The sequence below is a fragment of the Roseovarius azorensis genome (genome assembly GCF_900109455.1).
Classification (GTDB): domain Bacteria; phylum Pseudomonadota; class Alphaproteobacteria; order Rhodobacterales; family Rhodobacteraceae; genus Roseovarius; species Roseovarius azorensis.
The window spans coordinates 37,403-56,681 of the sequence record NZ_FOAG01000003.1; the positions used below are offsets into that span (position 1 = coordinate 37,403).

Genomic DNA, 19,279 nt, shown 5'->3' on the forward strand with positions numbered 1-19,279 from the left:
ACCCTGTTGGCAAACGGACAACTGCAAGCGGGCGCGCTGAGCGTTTTCGCGATCAGCTGCATGCTGGCCACGGCGGTGGTGATCACCCAGGTCTTCACCCGGCTCGGGGAATACGGCACAGCCAATCAGGACAATATCCAGTGGACGATCTCGCGCCTCGAGGTGGATCAGCTCAACTTCATCGCCACGATCGAACGCCTCGACCGCCCCGACGCCGCCCTGCTTGACACGCTGCGCCGCCGCTTCGACGTGCTCTACAGCCGCGCGACGCTGCTGCATGACGGGCAGGTCTACCGCGAGGTTCTCTCGACCGTTGACGTCATGGCCGACATCAGCCTGATCGTCGCGACGCTGAACGCGATGGTACCCGTCATCGACAACTCCAATGCACGGCTCTTCAGCGAACGGGCGACGCTGATGCAGCGGGCCACGGATATGTCGCCTGCGGTTCACCGCATCGCCTCTCGGGCACTCACCGTCGATGCGCGCCGTTCCGATGCCGAACGCAGCGAACTCACTTCGCAGATCGTGGTGCTGACGGTGCTCAGCCTGGCCATGGTGACCGCCCTGCTCATGCTGCTGCTGTTCGTCTGGCGGCTCTATACCGAACATCGGCGCCGCGCCGAGGAGAACCGCGAGACATCGCGCCGTCTCGCCACGATTCTCAACACCTCGCAGGACGCGGTTCTGGTGGTCGGTCCGGATGGCATCATCCGCGACCGCAACGTCGTCGCCAACCGGATGTTTGCGATCCCGTCAGACGCGCCGAGGCACGTCCGTGTCGGCGATTTCCTGCATCGGCGCGAAGCCGACGGAAATCTGGTGCCACTCACCGGCGAGCGACTGATCGCCTGCTGCGCAAACGGACCCAGCCGCTGCGCCAACCTCATGGTGCGCAACACGCAGGGCGATGAATTCTGCGCCGAGATCTCGACCGCCATCGCCCGGAGCGGCGCGACCACGGTGTGCATCTGCTTTATCCGAGACATTTCCGACCGCCTCGCCGCCGAAGCCGAGATCGCCGCCGCCCGCGACCGCGCGCTCAGCGGCGAACGTGCCAGGGCGCGGTTTCTCAGCGTGATCAGCCACGAGATGCGCACCCCGCTGTCCGGCCTGCTCGGCGCGCTCGACCTGCTCGGCGAAACCCGCCTGACGCCGGATCAGGCGCGCTATGCCAATGTGATGAAATCCTCGGGTCAGTTGCTGCTGACCCAGATCACCGATGCGCTCGACATGGCCCAGGCAGAGACCGGCCAACTGGTCCTGCGCATGGCGGAATTCGATCTCGACCGGATGCTGCGGGAACTGGCAGAGACCCAGAAGGCCGCCGCGCAGGCGCGCAACAACCAGCTCAGGCTGGTGTGCTCCGCCCCGGACCTGAACCGGGTCCGGGGCGACAGGACCCGCGTCTATCAGGTTCTCCTCAACCTCGTCTCGAACGCCATAAAATTCACCCGCGACGGCGAGATCACGATCATCGCGGATCGCACCGATCCGTCCGGCGATGGCCCCGACATGGTCGAATTCCAGATCTGCGACACCGGCATCGGCATCAACCCCGAGGATATGCCGCAGATGTTCGAGGATTTCGTGCGCCTCGACGATCCCGAAAGCGATCGACCCGAGGGCACCGGCCTTGGTCTCGGGATCGTCCGCGAACTGGTCACCCTGATGGGCGGGTCGGTCGGCGCCGAAAGCGTCAAGGGCGAAGGCAGCCTGTTCTGGGTGCGCATCCCGCTGCCCGCCGTGACCATGACGGAAACCGCCGCGCGGCCCTGCGCTCCCCTCGATGTCCTCGTGGTCGAGGACAACGCCAACAGCCGTGTCGTTCTCGAAGCCATGCTGCGCGAGGACGGCCACCGCGTCCGCCTCGCCAGCGACGGCATCGAGGGCGTGGCCCATGCCGCCGAGGCGCGCCATGACCTCATCCTCATGGACATCAACATGCCCCGGATGGGCGGGCTCGAGGCCGTGCGCCGGATTCGCGCGGGCTCCGGCCCCTCCGCCCGGACGCGCATCATCGCCCTGACCGCGCATTGCAGCCCCGACATCGAGACCGCCCTGCGCGGCGGATACCTCGACGGTGTCGAGACCAAGCCGCTGCGCCGCGAGACGCTGCGCGCGATTCTCGCCCACACCGGCCCGGACGCCCCGCCGCAACCCGCCGCGACCTGCGTGGACGCAAGCGTTCTGAGCCAGCTGAGTGAGAGCCTTCCGCCCGCCCGCATCACGCAATTGCTGGACCAGTTCGCCACCGAGGGATCGGCCCTGCTCGCCGACCTCGACCGGCTCTGGCAGGCACCGCCCGGCGCCCTGAGCGACCGGCTGCACGCCTTTGCGGGCAGTGCGGCGACCACCGGCGCGCTGGCACTGCACCGTCTGCTCAGCCGCGCCGAGACCGCCCTGCGGGCAGATGATCGCGGGACGGCACAAGATCTTCTGCAAGACCTGCCCGGTCTCATGGAAAAAACACTGGCGCAGATCGACGCCCGACACCACGCGGCCTGACCCGAAAACCGGACTCGCGAACAGAAGTTAAAGTCACGAAGAGTTGCCTTTCGCGGGGCTTACTATAGCTTGTGCCGGGAATACACTACCGCTTCAGGACAGCCTTCGAACCGCAGGACACAGGAATTCATGTCAGTCTGGAAACAAATGCTGCTGATCGTCCTGCTCGCCGGGCTGGCCTATGGCGGCTTCGAGGTCTACCAGACCCATCTGGCTCCGCAACCCCAGGCCGAGGCCCCCGCAGGCGGGGCGCGGCCGGTTTCGGTCGAGACCGCCCGCGTCGAACGCCGTCTGCTGCAACAGACCATCGAGGCCGTCGGCACCACCCGCGCCCGGCGCTCGATCGAGATCGTGCCGGAAACCGACGGCCGCCTCGTGGAATCGCGCATCAGGACCGGCAGCAGGGTGGCCGAGGGCGATGTGCTCGCCCGGCTCGACGACACCATCCAGCGCGCCGACCTGGCCGAGGCCGAGGCGGTCCTGACCGAACAGCAGCAGACCGTCGAACGCATCCGCCAGTTGCGCCAGACCAACGCCGTGTCACAGGCCACCGAACAAGAGGCCGTGGCCCGCCTCGCAGAGGCCATCGCCGACCGCGATCGCGCGCTGCGCAGACTCGAGGACCGCGAGATCACAGCCCCTTTCAGCGGCGTTGTCGGGCTGACCAACTACGATCCGGGCGCCCGCGTCACCGAAGGCCAGGTTCTCACCCGGCTCGACGATCTCAGCGAGGTCGAGGTCGAGTTTGCCCTGCCGGAAACCGTCTTCGCGCAGGTCTCCACCGGCCAGAACCTCACCGCGCGCAGCGCCGCCTTTCCCGACCGCGCATTCACCGGGGCGATCGCGGCGGTCGACAGCCGGATCGACCCGGTCAGCCGCGCCTTTCGGGTGCGCGCGCTCATCCCCAACCCCGACAGCACGCTGCCCGCGGGCATGTTCCTGTCGCTGACCCTCGTGCTGGCCGAACACGAACGTCTCACCGTCCCCGAAGAGGCAATCATCTTTCAGGCCGCCGAGACCTATGTTTTCGTGCCCGAGGACGGCATCGCCCGGCGCCGCATCGTCACCACCGGGCAACGCAAGGACGGCATGATCGCGATCCTCTCGGGGCTTCAGCCGGGCGAAGAGGTGCTGGTGCGCGGCCTGCAACGGGTGCGCGACGGCAGCCCGATCACCATCCTGCACAGCGATCGTGACGCCACCGCCGACGCCGACCAGACTGCGCCCGAGGCGCCCACATGACCCTGTCCGACATCTCGGTCCGGCGCCCGGTTCTCGCCGCCGTGGCCAGCCTGCTGATCGTGATCTTCGGCATCACCGCCCTGCGTGAAATCTCGGTGCGCGAACTGCCCGATGTCGATAACGCCGTGGTCACCGTCAGCACCACCTATCGCGGTGCCGCACCAGAGGTGATCGACACCGACCTGACCGAAACCATCGAAGGTGCGATCGCCTCGATCTCCGGCATCCGCACCATCAGCTCCGAGAGCCGTCAGGGCCGCTCTCGCGTCACCATCGAATTCGACAGCGGCACCGATATCGACGTCGCCGCCAATGACGTGCGCGACGCCGTGGGCCGGGTGCGCGGCGATCTTCCCGAAGAAGCGGACGAACCGCAGGTCGTCAAGAGCGACGCCGACGCCGACCCGGTGATGCGCCTCGCGGTCACCTCCGACCGGATGACCACCGCCGAGATCACCGATTACCTCGACCGCTTTCTGGTCGACCGGATCGCCACGCTGGATGGCGTCGCCAATATCGACATCGCCGGATCCCGGCCCTTTGCGGTGCGCATCTGGATCGACCGCCGCGCCCTCGCCGCGCGCAACCTGACCGTCGCCGACGTCGAGGCCGCCCTGCGGCGCAACAACATCGAACTGCCCGCCGGCGAAATCGAATCCTACAACCGGCAGCTTTCGGTGCGCCTCAACAGCCGCCTGCGCAGCATCGAGGATTTCCGCGATGTCGTGCTCGACCGGGTGGCGGGCTATCCGGTGCGCCTGGGCGATGTGGCGCGCATCGCACCCGGCGTGGCCGACGACAGCACCATCGTGCGCACCAATGGCAAGGATGCGGTCGGTGTCTGGGTGCTGCGCCAGAGCCAGTCCAACACGCTCGCCATCTCCAAGGCCGTGCGCGCCGAGATCGCGGCACTGCAACCCACCCTGCCGCAAGGCATGCAGATCATCGTCGGCTCCGACGACGCGCTCTTCGTCGGCGCCTCGATCCGCGAGGTGGTGATCGCGCTCTTCATCTCGCTGGGCCTCGTCGTCTCGGTCATCCTGCTCTTCCTGCGCTCCGCGCGCGCCACGCTCATTCCGGCCATCACCATCCCGGTCTCGCTGATCGGCACCTTCCTGCTGATCGGCATCTGGGGCTTTTCGCTCAACACGCTGACGCTTCTGGCGCTGCTGCTGGCCATCGGGCTGGTGGTGGATGACGCCATCGTCGTGCTGGAAAACATCCAGCGCCGGATCGAGAACGGCGAAACACCCCTCGTCGCCAGCCTCAAGGGCGCGCGGCAGGTGACATTCGCCGTCATCGCCACCTCGCTCACGCTGATCGCCGTTTTCGTGCCGCTCTCGTTCATGCCCGGTCAGGTCGGGCGACTCTTTGTCGAATTCGGCTGGGTCATGGCCGGCACCGTGGCAATCTCCACCTTCGTCGCGCTGACCGCCTGCCCCGCGCTCGCCTCCAAGGTGCTGAGCGCGCGAAAACCCCGCGCCGGGGTAGCCCCCCACACGCCCCACCCGGCACCGCTGGTCCAGCGCGCCTATCGCGCGGCACTCACCCGCGCGATAGGCATGCCTCTGGTCGTACTGACCGTTACGCTGGTGGCGACAGCGGGGGCGGCGCTGTTCTACGACAGCCTGCCGCGCGAACTGGCCCCGCGCGAGGATCGCGGCGTGGGCTTCGTGCCGCTCACCGCCCCGCAGGGCTCGACCGTGGCGCATTCCGACATGGCCGCGCGTCAGGTCGAGGAGATCCTCGTCCCGTTGCAGACATCCGGCGAGATCGAAACCGTGTTCAGCTTTACCGGCTGGGGCGGGCGCGCCTGGCGCTCCTTCGTCGTTTTCCGCCTCGCCCCGTGGGAGGAACGCGAGCGTCCCGTCTCTGCCATCGTGGCCGAAATCGCTCCCCAGATGGACAAGGTCACCATCGCGCGCGGCTTTCCCGTGACCCCGGCGGGCCTCGGACTGCGCGGCAGCTCGACGCCGGTTCAGGTGGTGATCGGCGGCCCCGATTTCGAGAGCGTCAAGGAATGGGCCACCGCCTTTCTCGCCCGCGCCGAATCGGTCGGGGGCCTGGTCAATCCCGAGATCAATTTCGAACAGAACCTGCCGCAGCTCGATATCGAGATCGACCGCGCCCGCGCCGACGACCTGGGCATCTCGGCCGATGTGATCGCCAGCACCCTGCAAACCATGCTCGCCTCGCGCGAGGTCACGACCTTTGTCAGCCGGGGCCGCGAATACCCGGTTCTCGTCCAGGCCGAAGACAGCGACCGCCGCACCCCCACCGATATCGAAAACATCTTTCTGCGCGCGGGCGACGGCGAAACGCTGGTGCCCTTGGGCGCGCTCGTCACCCTGCGCGAGAACGCCGCCGCGCCCTCGCTGCAACGCTTCGACCGGCTGCCCTCGATCAAGCTCTCGGGCGCACTCGCCCCGGATGCCGAACTGGGCAACGTGCTGACCGAACTTCAGCAGATCGCGGCCGAGATCCTGCCGCCCGAGGCGAAACTCGGCTATGACGGCCAGTCGCGCACCTACATCGACACCTCGGGCGGGGTCGGCGTGGTCTTTGTGCTGGCGCTGATCATCGTCTACCTGGTCCTCGCCGCCCAATTCGAGAGCTTCATCCACCCGATGGTGATCATGCTGACCGTGCCCACCGGGATTGCCGGGGCGATCTATGCCATGGCGCTCGGCGGCCTGTCGCTGAATGTCTACAGCCAGATCGGGATCATCCTGCTGATCGGACTGATCTCCAAGAACGGCATCCTGATCGTAGAATTCGCTAACCAGTTGCGCGACGAGGGCATGAGCGTGCGCGACGCGGTGATCGAGGCCTCGGTGCTGCGCCTGCGCCCGATCATGATGACGGCGATTTCCACCATCCTCGGCGCGCTGCCGCTGGTGCTGGCCTCCGGCGCCGGGGCCGAGAGCCGCATCGCCGTGGGCACGGTGATCATCGCCGGGCTTGGCATGGCCACCACGCTCATGCTTTTTGTCACACCCGTCCTTTACGACCTCATGGCGCGGTTCACCCGGCCGCGCGGCGCCATCGAAAAGGCGCTCGAGGCCGAGCTGAACGGCAATGCGCAACCGGCTGAGTGAGCTTTCGCCGATCTGCCGCGCTTTTTGAAATTTCTGCCGCCTGCGGGTGGCATTACCGGCGCGCCGATGCGATAAATTCCAAAGTGTATTGGAGTAGGCCACCCGTGGCGGAATCATTTTTCAGATCCTCCCTTTTCGCCGCAGTCGCTGCCGGCGTCCTTGGCGGTTCCCCGGCGGCTGCGGCAGAGGTGACATTCAACGCACCGCAAGCGCCCGGCGGTTTTACCGAACGGCTGCGCAGCGCCTCGCTCACCCTCTCCACCGCCGCGCAGGAGGGCACCACCGCACAGGATTTGCTGGCCGCCGCACAGGCCGATTATTCCCGCCTCATCGGCGTGCTCTACGCCGAGGGATATTACGGCGGCACCATCCGCATCCGCGTCAACGGACAGGAGGCGGCAAGCATCCCGCCCCTGCGCGCCCCCGACCGGATCGACCGCATCGACATCACAGTCGAACGCCGCGCCGGGTTCTTCTTTTCCACCGCCCGCGTCGCCCCCCTGCCGCCCGGCACCGAACTGCCCGAGAAATTCGCCCCCGGCCAGCTGGCCAAGGGCACGCTGATCGGCGAGGCCACCCGCACCGGCATCGCCGCCTGGCGCGCCACCGGCCACGCCAAGGCGCTGGTGGCCGACCAGACCATCGTCGCCGACCACGCGCGCCGCACGCTCGATGCCGACATCCGCCTCGCCCCCGGCCCGCGCCTGCGCTTTGGCGCGCTCGAAATCGAGGACACCGGTCGCCCCAGCCGCGTGCGCCCCTCGCGGATCCGCGCCATCGCCGGGCTGCCCACCGGCAGGGTGTTCTCGCCCGACAAACTCGACGACGCCGCCAACCGCCTGCGCCGCAGCGGCGCCTTCCGCTCTGTCGTGATGACCGAGGCCGAGACCCCCAATCCCGACGGCACGCTCGACATCGCCACCCGCGTCACCGACGCCAAGCGCCGCCGCGTCGGCGCGGGCGCGGAACTCTCCTCGCTCGAAGGGGTGACGCTCTCGGGCTTCTGGCTGCACCGCAACCTGCTGGGCGGGGCCGAACGGCTGCGCATCGACGCGCTTGTCGGCGGGATAGGCGGCGATTCGGGCGGCGAGGATTACCGCCTTGGCCTGCGCTACGACAGGCCCGCCACCTTTACCCCCGACACCGGGCTTTTCCTGCTTGCCCGGATCGAGGACAACGACGAACCCGATTACCGCGAGCGCAAGGCCGAGATCGGCGGCGGCCTCACGCATGTCTTTTCCCGCGAACTGACCGCCGAGGCCGGGATCACCTATCGTTATTCCGATATCGACGACGATCTCGGCTCGCGCCAGTTGCAGCACCTGCTGTTTCCACTGCGCGCCACATGGGACAGGCGCGACGATCCGCTCGACGCGCGCAAGGGGGTTTATATCGATCTCAGCCTGACACCCTTCGCGGGTCTCGATCAGGGCGGCAGCGGCGGCACCCGGCTCTACACCGATGTCCGCAGTTACTTCGGTCTCGGACAAGGCAACCGCTTCGTTCTGGCCGGGCGCGCGCAACTCGGGTCGGTCGCGGGCGGCAGCCTCACCGATGTGCCCGCCGACATGCTGTTCTATTCCGGCGGCGCGGGCACGGTGCGCGGCCAGCGTTATCAGTCGCTCGGCGTCGATCTCGCCCCCGGCATCACCGTGGGCGGGCGTTCCTTCATGGGCTTTTCCGGCGAGTTGCGCGCCGGGATCAACGACAAGGTGCAGGCGGTGGGCTTTGTCGATACCGGCTTTGTCGGCGAAGAGGCGCTTGGCGACGGGCGCGGGCGCTGGCACAGCGGTGCCGGAATCGGCGCGCGCTACTTTACCGGCGTCGGCCCGATCCGGGTGGATATCGCGACACCGCTCGATGGCGATGCGGGCACGAATTTCGAACTCTACATCGGCATCGGACAGGCGTTCTGATGCGGCGCCTCATCGTCATATCCCTGTTGCTCGCCGGCCTCGCGGCCCCCCTCTCGTCGCAGACCGAGGCCGAGGATCGCGGCCTGCTCCAGCGCCTGATCGAGGATAATCTCTCCGCCGCCGGACGCGAGGTCCGCATCACCGGATTTCGCGGCGCGCTCTCCTCGCAGGCCAGCCTTGACGAGATGACCATCGCCGATGACAGCGGCGTCTGGATCACCCTGCGCGAGGTCACGCTCGACTGGACCCGCTCGGCGCTTCTGCGCGGCCGGATCGAGGTCAACCGCCTGAGTGCACGCGAAATCGACCTGCCCCGCCTGCCGCAGACCGAGGAAACGCTTTCTCCCGAAATGGCCGAGGCGAAACCCTTTTCCCTGCCCGACCTGCCCGTGTCGGTCGATATCGGCGAGATCAGCGCCGACACCCTGACCCTCGGCGCGCCGATCCTGGGCGAGGAGGTGGCGCTGCGCCTCCTGGGCCGCCTTTCGCTCGGTTCGGGCGAAGGGGCGGCACGGATCGACGTGACCCGCCTCGACGGACGCGGCGAACTGATCCTCGATGCGGCCTTCGCCAATGAGACCCGCGTTCTCGCCCTCGACCTGTCGCTGCGCGAGGACGCGGGCGGCATCGCCGCCACGCTGCTCAACCTGCCCGACCGCCCCGCGCTCGAACTCAGCGTCATGGGCGAGGCCCCGCTCTCGGACTACGCCGCCGACATCCGCCTTGCCTCGGACGGCGAACCACGCCTGACCGGCGCGGTCACGATCCGCGCCGAGGGTCCGCCCGAAACCCCCGGCAACCGCTTTACCGCCAATCTGAGCGGCGATCTGACACCGCTCTTCGCCCCCGAGTACCGGCCCTTCTTCGGCCCCGACAGCCAACTGGCGCTGACCGGCCTGCGCCGCGCCGATGGCGCGCTCGACATCAGCGAATTCACCCTGTCGGCGGCACAGTTGAACCTCGGCGGCACGCTCTCGCTCGACGCCGCCGGCTGGCCCACCGGCTTTGCCCTCACGGGACAGGTGGGCGATGGCCAGACGCCTGTGCGCCTGCCGCTCTCCGGCCAGCCCACGCGCCTCCTGCGGGCCGATCTCGATGCGCGTTTCGACGCCGCGCGCGGCGACCGCTGGCGCGCGCGCATCGCCCTTGACCGCCTCGAACAGGCCGACCTCGGCATCGCCCGCGGCACCCTCTCGGCGCGCGGCGCAATCCGCCGCAACCCGCCGCGCGGCATCACCGCGCTGACCGAATTCGACCTTACCGGCCTCCGGCTCAGCGATCCGGCCCTGGCGCAGGCCGCAGGCACGGCGCTGTCGGGCCACGCCAGCATCGACTGGACCGAGAACAAGCCCCTTCACCTGCTCGGCCTGCAACTGACCGCCGACGGTGCCCGTCTCTCGGGCAACGGCCGGATCGCGGCCCTGACCGAGGGCTTTCCCGTCTCCGGCGCCTTCACCGTCGAGGCACCGGATCTCACCCGCTTCGCCGCCCTCGCCGGGCAAGAGATGGCGGGCGCGGCCCGCGCCACCATCGCCGGGTCGGGTCGCCTTCTGGGGGGCGATTTCACCCTCACCCTCGACGCCGAAACCGACGGCCTGGCGCTCGGCATCGCGCAACTTGACCCGCTCATCGCCAGCCCCGGCAGGCTCTCGCTGGCGGCGCGGCGCGACACCACCGGGACCGATCTCGACCGCCTGCTGATCGCCAACGACACCTTCAACGCCACCGCATCGGGACGCCTCAACAGCCAGAGCGGCGCGCTCACCATAGCCGCGCGGCTGACCGATCTGGCGCTCAGCGACCGACGCCTCGACGGCCCCGCCGAAGTCAGCACCAACATCGCCTGGACATCGGGCGGCGACCTGACCCTGACCGGCCTTGACGCCAGCCTGATGGGCGCGCGCATCCAGGCCACCGGCACGCTCTCGCCCGAGACCCCCGGCGTCCCCGCCTCGGGCAGCCTCACCGCTGCCTTCAGCGATCTTTCCCGCTTCAACGCCCTCTCCGGCCAGACCCTGCGCGGCACGCTCGATCTCGACCTCGAAGGCAGCGCCGAGGCGCAGGGCCAGAGCTTTTCCGTCACCACGACGCTCAAGGGCGAGAACCTCGCCACCGGCATCCCCGATCTCGACCGCCTGATCGCGGGCCGCCTCAATCTCGCGGCCAGCGCCGGGCGCACCCCCGAGAATATCCAGATCGAGCGCCTCACCCTCGACACCCCGCAACTCAGCCTCACCGCCCGCAGCGCGACCCCCGGCGCACCGCTCGACATCACCGCGCGGCTTGCCAATCTGGGCCTCTTCGCGCCCGAGTTTTCCGGGCCGGTCACGGCCACCGGCCGCGCCACGCTGCTTGGCCCCGAGGCACGCCAGATCACCCTCGATCTCGCCGCCGACGGCCCCGGCGGCACCACCGCGCGCCTCACGGGCGATGTCATCGACCACGGCCAGCGGCTCGATATGGCCGCAACCGGCGCGCTGCCGCTTGCGCTCGCCAACACCTTCATCACCCCCAACGCCCTGCAGGGCACCGCGCAATACGACCTGCGCCTCAACGGTGCGCCCTCGCTCGGCGCGCTCTCGGGCACGCTCACCACCACCGGCACCCGCATCGCCCTGCCCGCCACCGGCCTCGCGGTTGACGACCTCAGCGGCACCGCCACCCTCGGGCAGAGCCGCGCCCAGACCGATTTCACCGCCCGCATGCGCGATGGCGGACAGATCCGCATCACCGGCCCGGTCAACCTGACACCCGGTTTCAACGGCGATCTCGCCGTCGGGCTGTCGGGCCTCGTGCTCAGCGATCAGCTGATCTACACCACCACCGCCAACGGCGATGTCACGCTCTCCGGCCCGCTTGCGGGCGGCGCGCGCATCGGCGGCGCGATCACCCTTGGCGAGACCAATATCCGCATCCCCTCCGGCCTCGGTCCCGCCAGCGTGACCCTGCCCGACCTTCGCCATGTCAACGAACCCCCCGAGGTTCGCGCCACCCGCCAGCGCGCAGGCCTGATCGTCACCGAGACCGGCGGCCAGACCCGCCCCTTCGGCCTCGATCTCTTTATCAGCGCGCCCAACCGCATCTTCGTGCGCGGTCGCGGCCTCGACGCCGAACTCGGCGGGCGGCTCAGGATCGCGGGCACCACCGATGCCGTCGCCCCCGACGGGTTTTTCGAACTGATCCGTGGCCGTTTCGACATCCTCGGCACACGGCTCGACCTGACCCAGGGGCGGGTGACCATGCAGGGCTCGCTCGATCCCTACCTGCGTTTCGTGGCCGAGACCCAAACCGGCGACATCACCGTGCAGGTGATCATCGAAGGGCTGGCCAGCGCCCCCGAAATCACCTTTACCTCCGACCCGTTCCTGCCCGAGGAAGAGGTGATCGCGCGCCTCATCTTCGGACGCGGGCTGGACAACATATCGGCCTTTCAGGCGGCACAGCTGGCCTCTGCCGTGGCCACGCTCTCGGGCAACAGCGACAACGACATCGTGGGCCGACTGCGCGGCGCCGTGGGGCTGAGCGACCTTGACGTCACCCAGACCGAGGAAGGCGATACCGAGGTCAGCGCTGGCGGCTACATCTCGGACCGGGTCTATACCGAAATCACCGCCGACAGCGCCGGACGGCAACAGATCAATCTCAACCTCGACCTGACGGGATCCGTGACCGCCAAGGGCTCCGCCTCGAATGACGGCTCCTCGGGCATCGGCATATTCTTCGAAAAGGATTACTGACCCGGCCCGCCGACATTCCTCACGGAGCAATACCGCCAATGCCTGCCCCCGTCTCCTCGATCCGCAATCTTGGTCCCGCCACCGACGCCGCCTATGCCCGCGCGGGCATCCTGAGCGCCGAGGATCTGCGCGCCATGGGACCGGACGCCGCCTATGAGCGACTGCTGCAAAGCGGATCGAAACCCCATTTCATCGCCTATTACGCCATGGTCATGGGGTTGCAGGGCCGCCCCTGGAACGATTGCCAGGGGGCAGAGAAAACCGCCCTGCGCGCCCGCTTCGACGCGATCAAGGCGCGGGTCGCGGCCAGCGGCGCCGGACCCGACAGCGCGATAGAGGCGATCCTCGACCGGATCGGCACCGGGCGGCGGCGGTAGGGGGAGGGAGGAGCGATCCCCTCCCCGTCACCCTCGGGCTTGACCCGAGGGCCTCCCGCCGCACGGAATCCTCCGGTCAGGCCGGAGGATGATGCTTGTTGAAAGGGTGCCCGCCGCGACGCGCGGCCGACGGGCCAGGGACTGGCGATGCAACGACGGGAACTGCCACTTTATGCCAGCCCAATCCGTAAAACCTCGAAGTGTTGCACTTCGCTGCAAAATCGCCAGGCCGCGGGACGGCCCGGCGATCGCGCGGCGCCTTCGGCGCTGTTCGCGCGGGTGGCACCCTCACCCGCCCGCTCCACAAGGATCCTCCGGTCGGGCCGGAGGATGGCAACCCGCGAGAGGGGCGCACGACCTCACTCCGTCACCCCTCCAGCGCCTGTTCCAGATCCGCGATCAGATCGCCCGCATCCTCGATCCCCGCCGACAGGCGGATCAGGTTCTCGGGTATGCCCGTATGCGGCTCGATCGTATGGCGATGCTCGACCAGGCTCTCGACCCCGCCCAGCGACGTGGCGCGATGAAACAGTCGCAGCCGCCCCACCACCTCCAGCGCCCGCTCCCTGCCGCCCGTCACCAGCGCCGACAACAGAAACCCGTAGCCGCCCTGCATTTGCCGCCGGGCGATCTCGTGCCCCTGATGGCCCACCAGCCCCGGATAATAGACCGCTTCGATCCGCGGATGCCCCGCGAGATATTCCGCCAGCGCCATCGCATTGGCGCACATCCGCTCCATCCTCAGCGGCAGCGTCCGCATCCCGCGCATCAGAAGCCACGCCTCGAACGGGCCTATGATGGCCCCCGCATCGTGCCGGTCGGTGACGATCTCCCGCCACATCGCACTGCCCGGCTCGCGGCACGACAGCACCCCCGCCAGCACATCCGAATGCCCGTTCAGCGCCTTGGTGGCCGAATGCATCACCATGTCCGCCCCCAGATCCAGCGTCCGCGTCAGCACCGGCGTCGCCGCCGTGCCATCCACCACCAGCACCGCGCCCGCCTTGTGCGCCACCCCCGCCGCCGCCGCGATATCGACCGTCTTCAGCCAGGGATTCGACGGCGTCTCGATCCACACCATATCGGCCGAGGACCGGCAGGCCGCCGCCAGCGCGCCCGGATCCGCCGCGTCGATCTCGTCCAGCAGGATCGCCCGGCGCACGCAGTAATCACGCACCCATTTCAGCGTGCCCCAGTAGATGCCGTTCTGCATCACCACCCGCGCTCCCGAGGGCAAGGCCCGGAACACCGCCGCCACCGCCGCCATGCCGGACGGGAAAAGCAGGCTTGCCGCCGCCCCTTCCAGCTGCCGGATCACCTCTTCGGCCTGCCGCACCGTGTCATTGGCATCGCGGCCATAGATGTTGTCGGGCCGCAACAAGGCATAATCCGCATCCCGCAAATAGGTGGTGCTCAGGCTGATCCCCGGCACCACGCCACCCGTGGCGTTGTCCGTGGCCCCCGCCGCCTGCGCCGCAATGGTTGCTGGCTTCATCTGGTCATTCGTCATTCCCGTTCTCTTCCATCCTCACAGATCAAACAGCCGCCCCGGCCCCCAGCCATGGGCCTCAACGCCGGACCGGCGCAGCATATCCCACAAAAGTGCCTGATTCGAGGTCACCACCGGCAGACCCAGCTCCGCCTCGACCGCGTCGATCACGCCAAATGTCCGCAGGTTGGTGCAACTTGCGAAAACCGCCTGCACCCCTTCGGCGCGCCCCGCCTCCAGCATCGCCCGGCGGGTGCTATCTTCGGCGATCCGCGCCACGGTCCACTCTTCCTTCTGGCCGAAACTGACGGCGCGCACCACCCCGATCCCGGCCTCGGCCAGCCGCTCCGCCATCGGCCCGCTGACCTCGGGCACATAGGGCGTCACCATGGCTATCCGTTCCGCCCCCAACGCCCGCAGGCCCGCGATCACCGCACATAGCGGATCGGTGACCGCCGTGCCGGGATGCGCCAGACCGATCAGCCGCGCGACCTCGTCCGAACCGATGATCGTCGCTCCGGACGTGCAGGCATAGGCGATCGCGCTCAGCCCCTTGGGCAACAGCGCCGCCGTGCGCGTCATCTCGGGCGCCATGCTGGCCAGATCACCGGGCGTGACATCGGCGCGCGCCGGAATCCGCGCATGCATCAGGTTCACCTCGCGCCCCGCCAGCACCTGCCGCGCCTCGTATTCCACGGTCTCGTCCACGCTGAGCAGGATCATCCCCAACCTCAACCCCGCCCCGGCGCCTGCGTCCAGCTCATACTCCATCACATCCCCTCCGGCCGACTGATCGTGCCGCCCGAGACGGCGGCGCGCACGCCGGTCGTGCCGGGGCATGACGTGGGCAACCCCCGCGCCACCCGCACCGCCAGATAGGCAAAGGCCTGCGCCTCCAGCATGTCCCCGTCCAGCCCCACCGCCTCGACCGGCCCGACCGGGCAATCCAATGCGGCAGCCAGCATCTCCATCATCAGCGGATTGTGCCGCCCGCCCCCGGTCACCAGCACCCGCGCGGGCGGTTCGGGGCAATGCTCCATGCCGCGTGCCACCGCCGCCGCCGCCATGCCGGTCAGCGTCGCCACCGCATCGGCATCCGGCAAATCCGCCACCAGACCGATCATGCCGCGAAACGTGTCGCGGTCCAGCGATTTCGGCGGCATCCGCAGGAAATACGCCTCGCCCAGGAACCGCTCCAGCACGTCCTGCGCCACCACGCCCTGCCGCCCGAGCGCGCCGTCGCGGTCATAGGCCGCGCCGCGCCGCGCCATCATCAGATCGTTGATCGGCGCATTGGCCGGCCCGGTGTCGAATGCCAGCAACGCCCCCGGCTCCTCGGGCCGCGCGCGTGTCGGATCGACCCAGGTCAGATTGCCCACCCCGCCAAGATTGAGAAACGCCAGCGGCGCATCGGCCCCGATCCATTTGGCACAGGCAAAATGAAAGAACGGTGCCAGCGGCGCGCCTTCGCCACCCAGCCGGATATCGGCGCTGCGGAAATCCCAGACCACCGGCAGGCCCAGCTCTCCCGCCAGCCGGGCGCCATTGCCCAGCTGATGCGTGCCCCGCCCCTGCGGCTCATGCGCCAGCGTCTGCCCGTGAAACCCCACCAGCGCCGCGCCGTCGAACCCGCCCAGCACCTCCAGATGCGCGCGCTCCACCAGCGCCTCGGCCTCCGCCAGATCCTCGCCCGGCCATTTGCCAAGCGCCGCCCGTAGCACCGTCTGCTCCGCCCCCGAATAGGGCCGATAGGCGCTGGCCCCGAACCCGTGGATCAACACACCATCGGTCTCGACCATGGCCGCATCCACCCCGTCCAGAGAGGTGCCCGACATCGCCCCAAGCGCCCACAGACGCCCCGCCTTCAACATGGCCTTTTCCTTCGCCCGCCAACTGCCTATACATGCCGCGCAAAGACAAGCGGGACAAGCGTTATGACCTATCAGCCCAAATCGGAATTCCTGCGCGTGATGATGACGCGCGGCTTCCTCGCGGATTGCACCGACTTGCAGGGGCTCGACACGGCGCTGACCAAGGGCACGGTCACCACCTATATCGGCTATGACGCCACCGCGAAATCACTGCATGTCGGGCACCTGCTCAACATCATGATGCTGCGCTGGCTGCAAAAGACCGGGCACCGCCCGATCACCCTGATGGGCGGCGGCACCACCAAGGTGGGCGATCCCTCGTTCCGCTCGGACGAACGTCCGCTGCTGTCACCAACGCAGATCGACGAGAACATCGCCGGCATGCAGCGCGTCTTTGCCCGCTATCTGCGCTATGGCGACGGCCCCACCGACGCCCTCATGCTCAACAACGCCGAATGGCTCGACGGGCTCAACTACCTCGATTTCCTGCGCGACATCGGGCGGCATTTCTCGGTCAACCGGATGCTGTCGTTCGAATCCGTGAAATCCCGCCTCGACCGCGAACAATCGCTGTCCTTTCTCGAATTCAACTACATGATCCTTCAGGCCTACGACTTTCTGGAACTGAACCGCCGCTATGACTGCCTCCTGCAGATGGGCGGCTCGGATCAGTGGGGCAATATCGTGGGCGGCATCGACCTCACCCGCCGGGTGATCGACCACGAGGTCTACGGCCTGACCTCGCCTCTGCTGACCACCTCGGACGGGCGCAAGATGGGCAAATCGGCGGGCGGCGCCGTCTGGCTCGATGCCGACATGCTCAGCCCTTACGAATTCTGGCAATTCTGGCGCAACACGACCGACGCCGACACCGGGCGCTTTCTCAAACTCTACACCGAACTGCCGGTTGAGGAATGCGACCGCCTCGGCGCGCTCGAAGGGTCCGAAATCAACGAGGCCAAGATCATCCTCGCCAATGCCGTCACCACCCTGCTGCACGGGGCCGAGGCAGCACAGGCGGCCGAGACCACCGCGCGCGAGGTGTTCGAACATGGCGGTGTCGGCGACGACCTGCCCACCGTCGAGGTGACGGCGGCAGAGGTCGCCGGGGGACTCTCCATCGTGCAACTCATCGTGCGCGCCGGTCTCGCCAAATCCGGCAAGGAGGCCAAACGCCTCATCGCCGAGAATGGCGCGCGGATGGATGATCGGCCATTGACCGATGCCGGGCTCATGATCGGCACCGCCGATCTCGCCGCACCGATCAAGCTCTCGGCAGGCCGGAAACGGCACGCGCTGGTTCGGCTCGCGGACTGACGCGCCCGCTGCGGCGGCGGGTGCGTACACAAGGCGCGCTCACCCTGTACCGCCTGTACACCTCATCGCCGCGCGCCAAGCGCCTCGTCCAGCACCGCGCGCACCGTTTCGGACGGCACGTCCGAGGCGACGAACGCCTCGCCGATACCGCGCGCAAGGATGAACCGCAGCTTGCCGTCCACCACTTTCTTGTCCTGCCCCATCAACGCGATCAATCCGTCAACATCCGGCAATTTTCCCTCAATATCAGATAGATCAACCTTCATCTTCATGTCACGCAGATGCGCGCGCACGCGGCTCGGATCCTCCTGCGAACACAGCCCCAACCGCGCCGACAGATCGAACGCCAGCGCACAGCCGATTGCAACCCCCTCACCATGCAACAACCGCGCGCCATCATATTGTGTCGCCGCCTCCAGCGCATGACAAAATGTATGCCCCAGATTGAGCAGCGCCCGGTCGCCCTGCTCGGTCTCGTCCCGCAGGACAATATCCGCCTTCATCTCGACCGACCGTTTCACGATCCGAACGCGCGCCGCCATATCGCCCGCAGCAGCGCGTGAGGCATTGCCTTCAAGCCATTGAAAGAAATTTATATCTCCCAACAGGCCATATTTCACCACCTCACCGTAACCGGCCAGGAAATCGCGTTCCGTGAGCGTGTCCAGAACTGCCGTATCCGCCAGGACCAGGCTCGGCTGATGGAACGCCCCGATCAGGTTCTTGCCCTGCGGCGCATTGATCCCGGTCTTGCCCCCCACCGAACTGTCGACCTGCGCCAGCAAACTCGTCGGCACCTGCACGAACCGCACCCCGCGCCGCAGGATCGCCGCGGCAAAGCCCGCGAGATCCCCGATCACCCCGCCACCAAGCGCGATAACCACATCATTTCGTTCGACTTTCTGATCCAGCAGCCAGGCCACCACCCGCTCCAGATGGGGCCAGCTCTTGGTCGCCTCCCCGGCGGGAAGCGTCAGCAAAGCCGAGGAAATCCCGGCTCTTTCCAGCCCTCCGGCAAGGGTTGCCAGATGCAGCGGCGCAACATTCTCATCCGTCACGATCGCCACACGCGGACGTTTCAGCAACGGCCCGATCAGCGCTCCCGCCTCGGCCAAAAGCCCCGCTCCGATATGGATGTCATAGGCCCGACCTTCGAGACCCACATGTACGATTTCGGTCATTGCACCCTCTCCAACACATCCTCGCGCGCCCGTAGCGCCTCTTCGACCCGTGCCGCCATATCCTCAACCGAATAATGGGGCTGCGCCCGCACGCTCAGATCCGCAAGCGCATAGATCGGCACGCGCGCCTCATAGATCGCCCTGAGCGTTTCATATGGATGAGCTGTGCGCAGTAATGGCCTGGTATTTTTACCTTTTACCCGCGACCACAGCAGCGGCAACTCGGCATTGAGCCAGACCGAAACCCCCTTTTCCGACATCAGCGCGCGATTGCGTTCGGCCAGAAACGCCCCGCCCCCGGTGGACAGAACACCACGGTGCGTGTCCAGCAGACGGTCAATGACCTCGGTTTCGCGGCGGCGAAAGAAATCTTCGCCATCCCTTTGAAAAATCTCGGCAATCGTCATGTTTGCCGCCTTCTCGATTTCGGCGTCCGAATCCAGGAACGGCACACCCAGACGCGCCGCGAGCGCCTTGCCCACCGCCGTCTTGCCTGCCCCCATCATACCCACCAGCACGACGGTTTTCTTTAGTTTCCAATCC

General features: G+C 67.7%; 12 protein-coding genes. 7 read left to right on the forward strand and 5 right to left on the reverse strand.

From position 1 onward, the window contains the following. The first annotated feature begins 6 nt into the window (after nt 1–6). From BSG08_RS05690 to BSG08_RS05715, 6 genes are all read left to right on the forward strand, one after another. Complete coding sequence (locus tag BSG08_RS05690; protein ID WP_245770604.1) at nt 7–2,508, forward strand: hybrid sensor histidine kinase/response regulator; 2,502 nt, start codon at nt 7–9, stop codon at nt 2,506–2,508. 129 nt (nt 2,509–2,637) lie between these two features. Next, entirely contained in the window at nt 2,638–3,750 is a 1,113-nt protein-coding gene (locus tag BSG08_RS05695) for an efflux RND transporter periplasmic adaptor subunit (protein WP_093033463.1), read from the forward strand. Further along, nucleotides 3,747–6,848, forward strand: coding sequence for an efflux RND transporter permease subunit (locus BSG08_RS05700; RefSeq protein ID WP_093033466.1), 3,102 nt, complete (start codon nt 3,747–3,749; stop codon nt 6,846–6,848). Before BSG08_RS05695 ends, BSG08_RS05700 begins: the two co-directional genes overlap by 4 nt. Nucleotides 6,849–7,036: 188 nt before the next feature. After that, nucleotides 7,037–8,764, forward strand: coding sequence for an autotransporter assembly complex protein TamA (locus BSG08_RS05705; RefSeq protein ID WP_245770605.1), 1,728 nt, complete (start codon nt 7,037–7,039; stop codon nt 8,762–8,764). Continuing rightward, nucleotides 8,764–12,501, forward strand: a complete 3,738-nt coding sequence (locus BSG08_RS05710; protein ID WP_093033472.1) for a translocation/assembly module TamB domain-containing protein — start codon at nt 8,764–8,766, stop codon at nt 12,499–12,501. Before BSG08_RS05705 ends, BSG08_RS05710 begins: the two co-directional genes overlap by 1 nt. A 38-nt stretch (nt 12,502–12,539) precedes the next feature. Next, nucleotides 12,540–12,878 (forward strand): TfoX/Sxy family DNA transformation protein, encoded by a 339-nt coding sequence (locus tag BSG08_RS05715; RefSeq protein ID WP_093033475.1) that lies wholly within the window; start codon nt 12,540–12,542, stop codon nt 12,876–12,878. Nucleotides 12,879–13,245: 367 nt separating this feature from the next. Here the strand turns inward: BSG08_RS05715 and BSG08_RS05720 are convergent, their stop codons facing one another. The 3 genes from BSG08_RS05720 to BSG08_RS05730 are packed head-to-tail and all read right to left on the reverse strand — an operon-like array spanning nt 13,246 to nt 16,238. Beyond that, nucleotides 13,246–14,388: a trans-sulfuration enzyme family protein gene (locus tag BSG08_RS05720; RefSeq protein ID WP_093033478.1), complete on the reverse strand. Its 1,143-nt coding sequence runs from the start codon at nt 14,386–14,388 to the stop codon at nt 13,246–13,248. Nucleotides 14,389–14,406: 18 nt separating this feature from the next. Next, complete coding sequence (locus BSG08_RS05725; protein ID WP_093033481.1) at nt 14,407–15,138, reverse strand: maleate cis-trans isomerase family protein; 732 nt, start codon at nt 15,136–15,138, stop codon at nt 14,407–14,409. Next, nucleotides 15,138–16,238, reverse strand: a complete 1,101-nt coding sequence (locus BSG08_RS05730; protein ID WP_093033484.1) for an anhydro-N-acetylmuramic acid kinase — start codon at nt 16,236–16,238, stop codon at nt 15,138–15,140. Before BSG08_RS05730 ends, BSG08_RS05725 begins: the two co-directional genes overlap by 1 nt. A gap of 63 nt (nt 16,239–16,301) precedes the next feature. Between BSG08_RS05730 and tyrS the strand changes: the two genes are divergently transcribed. Next, on the forward strand, nt 16,302–17,555 hold the full coding sequence (gene tyrS, locus BSG08_RS05735; RefSeq protein WP_093033487.1) for a tyrosine--tRNA ligase: 1,254 nt from the start codon (nt 16,302–16,304) through the stop codon (nt 17,553–17,555). A gap of 62 nt (nt 17,556–17,617) precedes the next feature. On the opposite strand, the gene aroB is transcribed toward tyrS, so the two are convergent. Beyond that, nucleotides 17,618–18,736 (reverse strand): 3-dehydroquinate synthase, encoded by a 1,119-nt coding sequence (gene aroB, locus BSG08_RS05740; protein ID WP_093033490.1) that lies wholly within the window; start codon nt 18,734–18,736, stop codon nt 17,618–17,620. Continuing rightward, nucleotides 18,733–19,242 (reverse strand): shikimate kinase, encoded by a 510-nt coding sequence (locus BSG08_RS05745; RefSeq protein WP_245770616.1) that lies wholly within the window; start codon nt 19,240–19,242, stop codon nt 18,733–18,735. Before BSG08_RS05745 ends, aroB begins: the two co-directional genes overlap by 4 nt. Between the last annotated feature and the right edge of the window lie 37 nt (nt 19,243–19,279).